The organism is Marinobacterium profundum, from assembly GCF_001528745.1.
In the GTDB taxonomy this organism is placed as follows: Bacteria; Pseudomonadota; Gammaproteobacteria; order Pseudomonadales; family Balneatricaceae; genus Marinobacterium_A; species Marinobacterium_A profundum.
In genome coordinates, this window is sequence record NZ_BCNS01000090.1 from 28,235 (window position 1) to 42,184 (window position 13,950).

Genomic DNA, 13,950 nt, shown 5'->3' on the forward strand with positions numbered 1-13,950 from the left:
TGTCAGCTGTGGTTTGTCAGCCGCAGTGTGCTTGCTACAGATCGATTAATGCAGTTTGACGCGTGGGCGCAGCACTCGGTTAATGCGATCAACCAGGGTTACCAGGATGGTTTTGGTCACGCCGTAGAGCGCAACCTGGTGCATGCGATACAGCGAGATGTACACCAGTCTGGCAAGGCGTCCTTCAATCATAAGACTCTTGCCGCCCAGGTTGCCCATCAAGCTGCCGACGGTGCTGAAGCGGCTCAGTGAGACCAGCGAGCCATGGTCGCGGTAAACGTAGGGCGGTATGGGCTGGCTATCCAGGATTTTGCGGATATGGCTGTACAGGTGGGAGGCCATCTGGTGAGCCGACTGGGCCCGTGGCGGCACCTGGCCCTTGCCATCAGCCATAGGACAGGCAGCGCAGTCGCCCAGTGCAAAGATGCTTGGATCCTGGGTGGTTTGCAGGTTGGCGTTGACCAGTAGCTGGTTGCGCCCATTGACCTCAAGTCCGTCCAGGTCCCGGGTGACAGGCGGCGCCTTGATGCCGGCCGCCCACACCATGAGGTGAGCCTCGATCAATTCGTCAGTGGCGGTCAGCAGGCCTTCTGCCGTTACTTCGCGTACCGGTGTCGATGCTCGAACGCGCACGCCGAGCTTTTCGAGCTCCTGGTGTGCGGCACCGGAGATACGCTCTGGCAATGCCGGCAGAATGCGGGGCCCGGCTTCTACCAGGCTGACTTCCAGCTGTTGAGCGTCACCCTGTTCAAAGCCGTAACTGGTCAGCTCCTTGGCGGTGTTGAACAGCTCGGCGGAAAGTTCGACACCGGTCGCACCGGCACCGACGATGGCAATCTTCAGCGGGTGGGGGTCGGCGCTGGTACGCAGATAGGCGTTGAGCAGGTTGTGCCTGAAGAGTTCGGCCTGTTCGCGGCTGTCGAGGAAAACGCAGTGCTCGGCGGCGCCGGGGGTGCCGAAATCGTTGGTGACGCTGCCGATGGCCAGCACCAGCAGGTCGTAGTTGAGCGAACGCTGGGGCAGAATTTCCAGCCCATCTTCGTCGGTCACTGCGGCCAGGTGCACCCTGCGATTGCTGCGATCGAGGCCATCCAGGCGGCCGATACGAAAACGAAAATGATTGTTGGTAGCTTGAGCGCGGTAGCTCAATTCATCGATACCGGCATCCAGCGAGCCCGTGGCCACTTCATGCAGTAGTGGTTTCCACAGGTGGGTCTGGTTGCAATCAACCAGAGTGACCGACATCCCCTTGCGGCCATAGCGGCGACCCAGACGGGTGGCGAGTTCGAGCCCGCCCGCCCCGCCGCCAATGATGACGACTTGCTTTTTCATGACATACCTCAGACGTACAGTTTTATAAATTCTGGCCTGTGCCGGTCGCGGGGCAGCCTTCACGCTCTTTGTCAGGGGGCTCGCAGTGCAACCGAGTGTGGCTTAGTGGTGATCAGAATAGCAGCAAGCGGGCAAAGTCTTAAGTCTGGATGTAAATTATTTTCGTGATTTTTTTACATCATGAGCGAGGCTGCCAAAATGCAGCAGGGCGAAGGGCCTTGCTGACACGCTATGGCTTAAACTGGGTGCGGCTTTGTGCGATGATTCGGCACCCGAGGAGAGTGCAATGAAAAGTTATTTGTTCAGTACCGAGAATGGCCGTGGCGGCGTCATTCTGTGTGACATAGACGCCTTCGATGATGCGGTGGTTTATCTGCGCCAGCGCTTTGATGGTGTCGTGCGGGTCGAGCAGGGATTAACACTCTGGACTCTGGAAGAAGGTTTTGGTCAATTTGAGCCAGCTATAGTGCCGAATCTGCCGGTCAAAGCCTCCAGGGAACCGCCGCCTGGCTAGCAGAAATGGCTCGTGAAGAAAGCCGGGCGGCACTTAGAGCAACTGGGCTGCGGCCTCATACTGTGCTGCCAGCCACAGATCGGTAGTACCGCGCGCTTGCTGGCGGATAGCCCGGGCATGGCTGAGCAGGTGCTGGCGCGACTGGCTGCGGCTCTGCTGCGAAGGCGTGGGCTGAGGTTGCAGTTGCCTGGCGGGACGCTGGGGCTGAAGGTTCATGGTTGGGCTCCAGTAATGGGTTCGTTACGATCGCTTGAATGGTCATTATTAGACCTGCAGGTTGCGACAATCTTGTGACAGCCAGGCCGTCATCATCATCGTGCATACTTAAAGGTGCTGCGGCCTCACGTACGCACAGTTTCCCAGGGACAGGACATGCTGCAGATCTACCACTCCCATTCGTTGGCTAATCTGAAAGATCTGCTGGTGCTGCTGATCGAACGCGACCCGTTGCCCGATCCCTTTCAGGATGAAACCATCCTGGTGCAGAGCCCTGGCATGGCCCAGTGGCTCAAGCTGGAAATGGCCGCGGGCCTTGGTATAGCCGCCGCAGTGCAGTTTCCGTTGCCCGCCACCTTCCTGTGGGAGAGCTTTGCTGCGCTCCTGCCAGAAGTGCCGGAGCGCTCGGCCTATCGCAAGGAGGCCATGACCTGGAAGCTGATGGAGCTATTGCCGCCGCTGTTACCGCTGGATGAGTTCCTGCCGTTGCGTCAGTACCTGGACGAGGATGAGGCCGGTTTCAAGCGTTATCAGCTTTGTGGCAAGATCGCCGATATCTTCGATCAGTATCTGGTGTACAGGCCCGACTGGATTGAGGCCTGGGATCGCTCTGAAGCGGTGCCAGCGCCGCTCGGGGATCAGGCCTGGCAGCCGCTGCTGTGGCGGGCACTGGTGGCAAAAACCCAAGCTCTGGGCCAGCCGCACTGGCACCGCGCCAATATGCAGCAGACTTTTGTAAAGGCCCTTGGCGCGCGCACGCCCGAGGGGCTGTCGTCCCGACTTTTCGTGTTCGGCATTTCCGCATTACCCCAGACTTTCCTGCAGGCGTTGCAGGCGCTGGGCCAGCGCATTGATGTGCACCTGATGATCCTCAACCCCTGTCGGCATTACTGGGGCGACATTATTGACCCGGCTTATCTGGCCAAGCTCAGTCGCCGGCTCTTCAAATCAGGCAGCGCGGGGCAGGGAAGTACCGATCACACCGGATACCTTGAAAGCGGCAATCCGCTGCTGGCCTCCATGGGCAAGCTGGGGCGCGACTACCTGCATCAGCTGCAGGATATGGAGCTGACAGGCTTCGACTTCTTCGAGCTACCGGGCGAGGAGTTGCAGGCACCCGAAACGCTATTGGGGCATGTGCAGCGGGATATTCTGGAACTGGAAGATCGCAGCCTCGAGCCGCCGGATACGCAGGACTCCCGCTACAAGACAGTGCTGTCGCCGCAGGAACGCTCCCTGCAACTGCACAGTTGTCATAGCCCGCTGCGCGAGCTTGAAGTGCTGCAGGATCAGCTTCTGGCGCTGTTCGAAGCCGATCCGACTCTGGCGCCGCGGGACATTATCGTCATGATGCCGGATGTAGCCGCCTACGCGCCCCATATAGAAGCGGTGTTTGGCAGCGCAGGCTACGAGCGGCGTATTCCCTTTGCGATCTCGGATCGATCCCTGCAGCAGGAAAGCCCGCTGTTGCAGAGCTTTCTGGCGCTGCTGCAGCTGCCGCAGAGCCGGCTGCGGGTGTCCGAGGTGCTGGATCTGCTGGAAGTTCCGGCCACACTGCGCCGTTTTGGCCTGGACAATGAGGGCTTTGATCAACTGCGGGCCTGGATTGAGCAGGCTGGTGTGCGTTGGGGGCTGGATGCCAGCCAGCGTGAGTCCCTGGCACTGCCTGCGTTTGAGCAGAACAGCTGGCGTTTTGGCCTGCGCCGAATGCTGGCGGGCTATGCCCTGATGGACGACACAGGCCTCTGGCAGGGGCAGGCTCCCTATGGCGAGATTGAGGGGCTGGGCGCAGCATTGCTGGGCCCGCTGGCGGACTTTATCGATCTGCTGGAAGAAACCTGCGCACTGTTTCGCGGTGCCCGTCCGGTGGCCGACTGGGTGAGTGAAATCAACCGCCTGTTGCAGGCCTGCTATGTCCCCGATGAAGAGGACGAACTGGCACTGTCCCAGGTACGCCGGTTACTGGAAGGCCTGCATCAGGAACTGGCCGATGCGGCCTCCGAGGAGCCGCTGGGCGCCGAAATACTGGTGGACTATCTGGCCCAGAGTCTGGGTGAACAGCGCAGCAGCCAGCGTTTCCTGGTGGGGCCGGTCAACTTCTGTACCCTGATGCCCATGCGCTCCATCCCGTTTCGGGTTGTTTGTTTGCTGGGCATGAATGAAGGCGTGTATCCGCGCACCCTGGCCCCCATGGGCTTTGACCTTATCGCCCGCCATCCGCGCCGCGGCGATCGCTCGCGCCGCGACGATGACCGCTACCTGTTTCTGGAAGCCATGCTGTCGGCCCGGGATCTGCTGTATATCAGCTACATCGGCCGCTCCATTCAGGACAATCGCGAACGCGTACCCTCGGTGCTGGTGAGCGAACTGCTCGAATACAGTGCCCAGGGCTTCGTGCTGCCACAACATCGGGATCAGAGTCCCGAAGACAGCGCGCGCGCGTTGCGCCAGGCATTGGTCACTGAGCATCCGCTGACCGCCTATAGCGAGCGCTATTTCAATAATGAATCGCCACAGCTATTCAGCTATGCCGCTCAATGGTTGCCCGCCGCCTGCAGCCAAAGTGGCGTGGTGGATCCTTTCTGCGTTACTCCCCTGGCGGCAGAACCTGTGGTTGAGCTGGAGCTCGATGAGTTGCTGGCGTTCTATCGCAATCCCAGTCGCTATTTTTTCCAGCGCAGGCTGCGTGTAAGTTTCCACGAGCAGGGCGTCGATACCCTGGATGAAGAACCCTTCGCCCTCGATGGGCTTGAAGGTTACGGCCTCAAGCAGCAAATACTGCAGGCACAGCTGCGTGACGAGCCGCTTGATCTGCTGGCGCGTCGACTGATGGCCCAGGGCGGTTTGCCGGTGGGCAAGGCGGGTACCCGGCTGCTCGATCGGCATCGTACCGATGTCGCTCCCCTGGCGCAGGCGCTGCAGCCCCTGCTGGCAAGCCCTGCTGTCCGGCACGAGGTCAGCCTTGAGCTGGACGACTGCCTGCTCAGTGGCTGGCTCGATGGTGTGCATGATGATTGCCTGATCCGCTATCGCCCGGCGAGCCTGAAAGGAAACGATTATTTGCACGGCTGGATTCTGCATCTGGTGGCTTCGGCCGGCGCCGGCTTGAGGGGCTGTCAGTATTTGGGTGTGGACCGCAAGGCCGGCGTTATGACGCTGCGCTTCAAGCCTATCGATCGGGAGGCGGCGATCGAGGGGTTGAACCGTCTGCTGGCGGGTTATCGTCGCGGCCTGTGTGAACCCCTGGCGCTGGCGCCAAAAACCGCCTGGGCCTGGCTTGCCGAGGAAGACAAGGATCTGGCGCTGCACCGGGCGCGGGATGCTTTCAATTCCGGCTATCTGGTGCCGGGGGAGGGGGACGACCCCTACATTGCCCGGGCCTGGCCCGATTTTGAGTCCATCAGTGTGCAGCTGCCGTCCCTGAGTGAGCAGTTGTTCGGTGATGTTGTTGCTTATATTGAGGAGGAATCCTGAGCATGGCCGCCCATCAGATACTGGATTCCCTGAGTTTTCCGCTGCACGCCATGCGCCTGATCGAGGCCAGCGCCGGCACCGGCAAGACATACACCATAGCCGCGCTCTATCTGCGTCTGTTGCTGGGCCACGGTGCGCAAGGCAGCGCCCACGCAAGGCCGCTGGATGTCGATGAAATCCTCGTGGTGACTTTTACCGAGGCGGCCACTGAAGAGTTGCGCGACCGTGTGCGGGCGCGCATCCAGGAAGCGCGCCGTGCCTTTATGCGCGGCGCCAGCGATGATGGCTTTATTCAGGGGCTGATGGCGGATACGCCTGACCATGCCGGTGCCGCAAGGCTGCTGGGCGATGCGGCGCGCAACATGGATCAGGCGGCCATATTCACCATCCACGGCTTTTGTCAGCGCATGCTCAAGCAGCATGCGTTTGAGAGCGGCAGCCTGTTCGATACCGAGCTGGAGCAGGATGACGCGCCCTTGTTGCATGAGGCCATGCTCGACTACTGGCGCCAACGGGTTTATACCCTGCCCGATGCCCTGGCCGACGAGGTGCTGGCGCTCTGGGCCGAGCCCAGCCGGCTGCTCAAGGACATTCGGCCCCATCTGGCCACCGATGGCCTGCGGCTGGAGCCGGACCTGGCGGGGGTTGATTTGCTTGAGCAGTGGCACGCACAGGATATGCGCGTAACCGACTTCAAACAGGCCTGGAGCCGCAATACGGATGATCTGCTGGCCTTGCTGCAGGCGGCTGATTTGAACGGTAACAGTTACCGCAAAGCCTCGATGCCCGTCTGGCTGCAGGCAATCGATGACTACTGCGAATCGGCCCAGGTGCTGCCGGACAGCAAACTGACCGAAGTGCTGGAGCGTTTTTGTCAGAGTCGCCTGCAGGAAAAAACCAAAAAGAACGGTGTCACCCCCGAACATTCGCTGTTTGAACGGCTGGACGAACTCTGCAGCAGCTGGGCACCACTGCGCGAGCTGATTCTTACCGAAGCGCTACACGAGGTGCGCCTGCGTCTGGCGCGCAACAAGCAGCAGCGTCGGGTGCAGGGGTTTGACGATCTGCTCAGCGGCCTCGACCGGGCACTGGCCTCGGTCGCAGGTGAGCGCCTGGCGACAGCCATTCGAGAACAATACCCCGTCGCTCTGATCGATGAGTTCCAGGACACAGATCCGCAGCAGTACCGCATTTTCAGTACCCTGTATGCGGGAGCCTCAGACTGTGGCCTCTTTATGATCGGCGACCCCAAGCAGGCGATCTATGCCTTTCGCGGCGCTGATATCTTTACCTATATTCAGGCGCGCCGGGCGGTGGCGGATCACTACACACTTGAGACTAACTGGCGCTCGGGCCAGAAGATGGTGGATGCGGTCAACCGGCTCTTTGCCCGCCATGACGCGCCCTTTATCTATGACGAGGACATTCCCTTTGTGTCGGTGCGTGCTGCTGCCCATGCCGACAAGAAACCCCTGAAGCTGCAGGGCAAGCTGGTACCTTCGATGACGCTCTGGCACCTGCCCGGCGAGCCAATCGCCAAGGCCGATTACCTGGCATATTTTGCTGCCAGCTGCGCCAGTCAGGTGGTGACGCTGCTGGAGGGCGGTGCGACTATTGGTGATCGGGCGCTGGAGGCGGCGGATCTGGCGGTGCTGGTGCGTGATCGCTACGAGGCGGCGGCGGTGCAGCGCGAACTGCAGCGGCGCAATGTGGCCTCGGTGTATCAGTCGGGCCGCGACAGTGTTTTCAGCACCCAGGAGGCCGTTGATCTTTATCGTATTTTGCAGGCCGTGCAGGAGCCGCAGCAGGAACGTTATCTGCGCACGGCCCTGGCCAGTGCGCTTTTGCTGCAGGATGCGGCGGCGCTGAACGCCCTGAATGAGGACGAACGCTGCTGGGAAGCGCTGGTGTCGCAGTTTATGGACTTGCACCTGCACTGGCTGAATCTGGGCGTGCTGGCGATGGTGCATCATCTGCTGGAGCAGCGCGAGCTCGCGCCGGCCTTGCTGGCGCTGCCGGACGGTGAGCGCCGCCTGACGGACCTGCTGCACCTGGCGGAGTTGCTGCAGGAGGCCAGTCAGCAGCTGGAAGGGATGCCGGGGCTGATGCGCTGGTATGGCGAGCACCTGCAAAATCCCAATAGCGCCAGTACCGCGCAGCAGCTGCGGCTTGAAAGCGACCGCAACCGCGTGACCCTGGTGACCATTCACAAGTCCAAGGGGCTGGAGTATCCGGTGGTGATGCTGCCCTTTCCCAATAGTTTTCGGGTCGCATCCACCGCCCTGTATCACGATGAGGATCAGGGCACTGTGCTGGATCTCAGCGGTGCCAGGGAGTCCATGGAGCAGGCCGACGGCGAGCGTCTGGCCGAGGATCTGCGCCTGCTCTATGTGGCCCTGACCCGCTCGGTGCACGCCTGCTACCTGGGCATCGGTGATATCAGGCTAGGCCGTGGCAAGAACAGTGTGTTGCCAGCAAGCGCGCTGGGGTACCTGTTATTGCGGGGTGCCAAGCCCGCCGAGCTGAGCGCCTGTCTGGAGGACTTCGCCAGCGCAGAAGGTATTGCGTTATGCGAACCACCGCTGCACGAGCGTAGCCTGCAGACCCCGTCGCAAGGTGAGGTGACACTGCAGGCGCGGGCTTTTCGTGCCGCCATTTTGCGCAACTGGCGTATCGCCAGCTATTCGGGGCTGAGTTCCCATGGCCGCAGTCAGACCCTTACCGAGTTGCCGGGGCTGGATCTGGAGGTCGTCGCCGAGGCTGATAGCCCAGCCCCCCTGATTGAACAGGCGGATATCTTCAGTTTCCCCAAGGGTGCCCGCGCCGGTACCTTCCTGCACGGCCTGTTTGAGCAGCTGGATTTCCCCGGTGCCAGCGGTACTGTATTGGCGCAGGTGGTCGAGCAGCGTCTGCAGCTGGAGGGCTATGATCCTTTGTGGCAGCCGGTGCTGGAGCAGTTGGTGGCCGATGTGCTGGATGCGCCCCTGGATGCGGGTGGTCTTTGCCTGCGCCAGGTGGCAGCGGCTGATCGGCTGGTGGAGCTGGAGTTCCTGTTGCCGGTGGCGGGGCTCGACTGCCGCGCCCTGAACCTTTTGCTGGCCGAGGGCGATACGCTCTCGGCAAAGGCCGGTCTGCTGCAGTTTGACCGCGTGCAGGGCATGCTCAAGGGCTTTGTCGACCTGGTGTTCCGCGTCGATGAGCGCTATTACATCGCCGATTACAAGTCCAATCATCTGGGGCATGACACTCATGCCTATGCACAGGAAGCACTGGAGGCCGCGATGCTCGAGCACCGCTATGACCTGCAGTATCAGCTCTATACCCTGGCGCTGCACCGGCTGTTGCGCCAGCGTCTGCCGGATTACGATTACGACACCCATATGGGCGGCGTCTTTTACCTGTTTGTACGCGGTATGCGTGCCGATGCGCAGGATCGCTGTGGCGTATTTGAACGCCGGCCTGATAAGGCGCTGATCGAATCCCTGGACCGGCTTTTTGCCGGCCAGAGTCTAACTGTGGCGGAGTCCTGAGTGATGCAGATACTGAGCCTGTTACAGAATGCGGTGGTGCCCGGTGGTCTGCGCCCGCTGGATGTGCAGTTCGCGCGCTTTGTGCACCAGACGGGCCATTGCCAGGACCCCAATCTGTTGCTGCTGGCGGCGCTGACCAGTTTTGAGCTGGGGCGCGGTAATGTCTGCCTGCCGCTGGCGACGGTTCCTGACCTGCTGCACAGTCTCGCGCCAGGTCTGGGTGAGCAGCTGAGGCCCTGGTTTAGCGGCACGCCGGACCTGAAAACGGGCGGTGCTGTACTGTCTGGCGGTGAGCGCCTGACACCTCTGGTACTGGATCTGGATCGGCTCTATCTGCAGCGTTACTGGCGTTTCGAGTGCGATGTCGCAGGCTTTCTGTTGCAGCGGAGTGAGCCACTGGATGTTGACCCCTGTGCCCTCAGAGGTTCGCTGGAACAGTTGTTTGGGGCCGGTAAAACGGAACCTGACTGGCAGATGGTAGCGGCGGCGGCGGCGGTAAATCGGCGCTTCTCAGTCATCAGCGGTGGGCCCGGCACCGGCAAGACCACGACTGTGATCAAGCTGCTGGCGCTCTATATCGAGCAGCAACTGGCGGCGGGGGCCAAGCCGCGTATTCGCCTGGCGGCGCCGACCGGCAAGGCCGCCGCCCGCATGGCGGAGTCCATTTCGGCGGCGCGGGCAGGACTCAATCTGGCCGACGCGGTTGCCCGCCTGATCCCGCAGGATGCCTCGACCCTGCACCGGCTGCTGGGCGTGCGCCCGGGCAGTCGCGGCTTTCGCCATAACGCCGACAACCCCTTGCATCTGGATCTGCTGATCGTGGATGAAGCCTCGATGGTCGATTTGCCGATGATGGCGCGCTTGCTGGCGGCATTGCCAGACAGTGCGCGCCTTATCCTGATCGGTGACCGCGATCAGCTGGCCTCGGTGGAGGCGGGCAGCGTGCTGGGGGATATCTGCAGCTGGACGGGCGAGTTGCGTTACGGCCAGGCGCAGGCCGATTACCTGGCCCGGGCCTGTGGGCTGGATAGCGCCTTGCTGGTGGCACAGGACGCCAGGCCCATTGCGGACTCCCTGGCGCAGCTGCGTACCAGCTACCGCTTTGGGGCGAATAGCGGTATCGGGCGCCTGGCCAGGGCGGTCAATCAGGGAGATGCAGTACAGTTTGAGGCGCTGTGGCAGCAAGGCTTTGCCGATATCGCCTGGCACGGGCTGGATACCGCCGGCTACCAGGCATTGATCGATCACTGTGTTGAGGGTTATCGGGACTATCTGCAGGCGATAGCGCAGCAACAGCCGGCAGAGCAGGTGCTGGGGGCATTCAACAGTTTTCAGCTGCTCTGTGCGTTGCGCAACGGGCCCTATGGGGTAGCGGGTTTGAATGAGCGTATCGAGCAGGCGCTGGCTGGCGCCCGGCTGATTGCGCCCGGCACCAGTTGGTATGCCGGCCGGCCGGTGATCGTCACGCGCAACGACCGGGCACTGGATCTGTACAACGGTGATATAGGTATTACCATGGCGAATGCTGAGGGCGAGTTGCGGGTCTGGTTTGATCAGGGGGGGGAGGTGCGGGCGCTGTTGCCCAGTCGCATGCCGGAACATGACACTGTTTATGCCATGACGGTACACAAGTCACAGGGGTCTGAGTTCGATCAGACGTTGCTGTTGCTGCCACCTGAGGATTCGCCTGTGCTGACGCGGGAATTGCTCTATACGGGGATTACGCGGGCGCGCAAACAGTTTGAGCTCTATGCACCGGATTACTTGCTGAAAAGGGTTATTGCGCGACGTACTCAGCGGGCCAGCGGTCTGGCTGGCCGGCTGTGGGGCTGAACCCGGAGCGCGGCTAGCGCCGGGGCCTGCGGTCTTCGCGGACGCGTATGGGCACAAGGCGGGGTTCAGGCTTGGCGGATGTCGCCAGTATCATCAGGCCACCTGCAAGTAACGCGAGTATTGTCAGAGTAAGCATGGCATGCCTCCGTTTCAGACATAGTGTGCTGTGAGTCAGCGCATGCGCCCGAGCCCTGTGCTCGAACAACATGCTCCCTTTGTACCAGTTCTGGGCCCACTATGACAGCTCGGCGGACGCTGACTCGCCCTGTTTGCCCGGAAAATCAGGCCGGAGTTTGTTCCAGCAGGCGGGCAAATTCAGTGTAGCCGCCTATGTGCTGCTGGCCGTGAAATATTTGCGGCACCGTGAGCACAGGCTTGCCAACGGTCTTTTCCAGGTCGGCCTTGCTGATGCCTTCGCGCTGAATGTCGATATAGCGGTAGTTGAGAGATTTGATGTCGCACAGTTCTTTGGCACGGCGGCAGTAGCCGCAGCCTTCGCGGCCGAAAATGGTAATGCGCTCCATAGTGTTGCTCCTGTCAGTTAATGCTGGCCAGTAGAACACAGAGGCTTTTGGCGCGACCAATTGGGCTTCGCAATGGGGGTGATTATTGCAGGCTATCGCTTGGGGGGAGCTGCAGTACCTGCTCGAGCCAGTCGGTGTCATGTAGCAGGTCACGCAGGCGGTACTGGTTCATGTATTCGATCATGTGTTGCAGTGAGGCTGCCAGAATCTGACGCCAGCGGCACTGTTTCGACAGTACGCAGGTGGGTTGCTCGCAGCGGGCCAGTTCCTTGTCGGTTTCGAACGAGGCCACCAGATCACCCATGCGGCAGTCCAGCGTGTCGGCATTGATCTTCATGCCGCCGTGGCGCCCGCGAACCGTGGTAATCAGGCCCTGGGCGGCAAAGCGGTTGACGATTTTGGCGAGGTTATTGGACGAAATATCCAGCGCAGACGCCATCTGCGCGACGGTGCAAATTTTGCTCCGAGGGGCTGTGGCAAGGTAGATGAGTACGCGTACGGCGTAGTCGGTCTGCTTGGTGAGTTGCATAGGTGCGGCTGTCTGTTGATCACGTATTGCACAGGCGTCGCATTATCTATGCCCTTTAATGAATATTCAATCAAAAACGCGCCAAACAGGAAAATATTTGACGCGAAATAGAGACAGTCAATCCGTAACTGTCGCTATCTGAGTACGGGTCTGGCGGGGTTAGAACCAGTCGGCGTTGCGTTTGCGGCGTTTCGGAAAATACGGGATCAGCAGCCCGAGCAGGACACCACCCAGAGCCACCAGGCCGCCGTGGGTGAGCCAGCGCATCAGGTTGCTGTCATCCATGTTTTCGATCTGATTGTTCAGGTCCTTGATCTGGCGATTAAGCTGGTCGCGCTCGTCATCGTAGGACTGGTTGCGGGTCTTGATATCGCTAAGCTCAGTGCGCAGCCGTTCGATTTCATCGGCCTGCTGTACGGTAGTGGTGCTTTTTTCATTCAGGGCCGATCGCAGCGCTGGTAGCTGGGCCAGGGTGCTTTGACCTTCGGTGATCTGATCAGCTGGCAGCCAGCCTGTGCGGCCATTTTCCAGCCTGACCTGGACGTAGTCGGTGCTGGCGTCGCGTTTAAGAATTTCCACGGCATCGCCGCTGCGAATTCGGCCTGCAATGCGGTACTGATTGCTGGGGCCGCTGTGGTAGAAGGTGTAAACGTCGTCGGCGACATGGCCTGGTTGAGCGAATGCCGGCTGCAGGGAAAGGGAAGCGAGCAGAAGTAGGCCGGTGGCGAATCGTGTCTGGGTGCGTGAGTCCGGGAGTATAATCATTGAGTTTTGAAAGTCGTTGTCCTTGGTTGCCGGGTTGCCTGCCAATCGAGCGGGCTTGAATGCGATGCTGTTTGCGCGGCACAGAGTCTCGGTATCTGATGTAAACCGTTGTTCAAGGTTCCTGATTATAGTTCCGAAAAAAAATCCTGAAACCCTGTAACGTCACAACGGTTGCGATCGTGGCGGATTTTATTATCCTATGTCGCCATCGAGCGTCATTTGGCCGTGCGCTGGCGCCAGGTTGTCGCGCGAACCCGACAGTCTGGTTTTTGTTTGAGTGCCACAGGCGGGCCGGATCGAAATGCGGTATTTTTTCTAATTTACGGAGTGAGTGTATGGATACTTTCTATGCGGACTATGTTGATGCCTACGCGGTGCCCTGGGCGATCAATATTTTCTTTGCGCTGGCTATCTTTCTGGTCGGGCGCGGGCTGATCAAGCTGGTCGTGAATCTGCTCGACAAGATTCTGCGCAAGGCCAGAGTTGATCAGATGCTGGTCAACTTTATCTGTGCAATCAGCAATGTGCTGTTGTTGCTGTTTGTGATAGTTGCCGCGGTGGATCAGCTGGGTGTGGATACAACATCGCTGATTGCGGTGGTGGGTGCCGCGGGCCTGGCCGTCGGTCTGGCACTGCAGGACTCGCTGAAGAACTTTGCCGCTGGCGTGCTGCTGATCGTGTTCCGTCCGTTTAAGGAAGGGGACTTCATCGAGGCGGGTGGTGTTTCGGGTATCGTTGAGCATATCTCCATTTTCAGCACCATTATGCGTACCGGCGATAACCGTGAGGTTGTGGTGCCCAATGGTGGTATTTATGGCGGTGTGATCATTAACTACTCCAAGCGTGCCACACGCCGCGTGGATATGGTGTTCGGTATTGGCTATGACGCCGATCTGCTCAAGGCCAAACGCATCTTCGGTGAAATTCTGGCCGAAGATGAGCGTGTACTGGCTGAGCCTGCCCCGGTGATTGCCGTGGCGGCACTGGCAGACAGTAGTGTGAATTTCAATGTGCGCCCCTGGGTCAAAAGTGCCGATTACTGGGCTGTGCTTTGGGATACCACGGAAAAAGTGAAGCTGCGCCTGGATGCCGAAGGCATCAGTATTCCGTTTCCGCAGATGGATGTGCATCTGCACAAGCAGGATGCCTGATAGGCCCGTATTGACTGACTGATTGTTGCAATGCAAAAGACCGCCTGTTGGCGGTCTTTTTGCGTGTTGGGCTTGGTGGTTT

The 13,950-nt window shown here is 60.2% G+C and carries 11 protein-coding genes; 5 read left to right on the plus strand and 6 right to left on the minus strand.

Features of this window, described 5'->3' with window-relative positions:
• Positions 1-45 precede the first annotated feature (45 nt).
• Entirely contained in the window at positions 46-1,332 is a 1,287-nt protein-coding gene (locus tag MPRO_RS05895; RefSeq protein WP_067288724.1) for an NAD(P)/FAD-dependent oxidoreductase, read from the minus strand.
• Between the two features lie 286 nt (positions 1,333-1,618).
• Between MPRO_RS05895 and MPRO_RS05900 the strand changes: the two genes are divergently transcribed.
• Positions 1,619-1,846: a hypothetical protein gene (locus MPRO_RS05900; RefSeq protein ID WP_067288727.1), complete on the plus strand. Its 228-nt coding sequence runs from the start codon at positions 1,619-1,621 to the stop codon at positions 1,844-1,846.
• Between the two features lie 33 nt (positions 1,847-1,879).
• On the opposite strand, the gene MPRO_RS05905 is transcribed toward MPRO_RS05900, so the two are convergent.
• Positions 1,880-2,062 (minus strand): hypothetical protein, encoded by a 183-nt coding sequence (locus tag MPRO_RS05905; RefSeq protein ID WP_067288732.1) that lies wholly within the window; start codon positions 2,060-2,062, stop codon positions 1,880-1,882.
• A 156-nt stretch (positions 2,063-2,218) separates the two neighbouring features.
• Between MPRO_RS05905 and recC the strand changes: the two genes are divergently transcribed.
• From recC to recD, 3 genes are read left to right on the plus strand one after another with little or no spacing between them, the layout of a single operon-like run.
• Positions 2,219-5,536 carry an exodeoxyribonuclease V subunit gamma gene (gene recC, locus MPRO_RS05910; RefSeq protein WP_067288735.1) on the plus strand — a complete coding sequence of 1,106 codons (3,318 nt, stop codon included), beginning with the start codon at positions 2,219-2,221 and terminating at the stop codon, positions 5,534-5,536.
• A 2-nt stretch (positions 5,537-5,538) separates the two neighbouring features.
• Complete coding sequence (recB, locus tag MPRO_RS05915; protein WP_067288737.1) at positions 5,539-9,066, plus strand: exodeoxyribonuclease V subunit beta; 3,528 nt, start codon at positions 5,539-5,541, stop codon at positions 9,064-9,066.
• Between the two features lie 3 nt (positions 9,067-9,069).
• The gene (recD, locus tag MPRO_RS05920; protein WP_216821251.1) at positions 9,070-10,899 is read left to right on the plus strand and encodes an exodeoxyribonuclease V subunit alpha; all 1,830 of its coding nucleotides are present in this window, start codon (positions 9,070-9,072) and stop codon (positions 10,897-10,899) included.
• 13 nt (positions 10,900-10,912) lie between these two features.
• Here recD and MPRO_RS26470 read toward each other — a convergent pair whose 3' ends face one another.
• The 4 genes from MPRO_RS26470 to MPRO_RS05935 all read right to left on the minus strand — a co-directional run bounded on the left by MPRO_RS26470 (position 10,913) and on the right by MPRO_RS05935 (position 12,717).
• Positions 10,913-11,035 carry a hypothetical protein gene (locus tag MPRO_RS26470; RefSeq protein ID WP_281177148.1) on the minus strand — a complete coding sequence of 41 codons (123 nt, stop codon included), beginning with the start codon at positions 11,033-11,035 and terminating at the stop codon, positions 10,913-10,915.
• A gap of 145 nt (positions 11,036-11,180) precedes the next feature.
• Complete coding sequence (locus MPRO_RS05925; RefSeq protein ID WP_067288741.1) at positions 11,181-11,423, minus strand: GrxA family glutaredoxin; 243 nt, start codon at positions 11,421-11,423, stop codon at positions 11,181-11,183.
• Positions 11,424-11,505: 82 nt separating this feature from the next.
• A complete protein-coding gene (locus MPRO_RS05930) occupies positions 11,506-11,952 on the minus strand; it encodes an RrF2 family transcriptional regulator (RefSeq protein ID WP_067288745.1) in 447 nt (148 codons plus the stop codon).
• Between the two features lie 159 nt (positions 11,953-12,111).
• The gene (locus tag MPRO_RS05935; protein WP_245635039.1) at positions 12,112-12,717 is read right to left on the minus strand and encodes a TIGR04211 family SH3 domain-containing protein; all 606 of its coding nucleotides are present in this window, start codon (positions 12,715-12,717) and stop codon (positions 12,112-12,114) included.
• Positions 12,718-13,052: 335 nt separating this feature from the next.
• On the opposite strand from MPRO_RS05935, the gene MPRO_RS05940 reads away from it, so the two are divergent.
• Positions 13,053-13,868 carry a mechanosensitive ion channel family protein gene (locus tag MPRO_RS05940; protein WP_067288750.1) on the plus strand — a complete coding sequence of 272 codons (816 nt, stop codon included), beginning with the start codon at positions 13,053-13,055 and terminating at the stop codon, positions 13,866-13,868.
• The last annotated feature ends 82 nt before the right edge of the window (positions 13,869-13,950 follow it).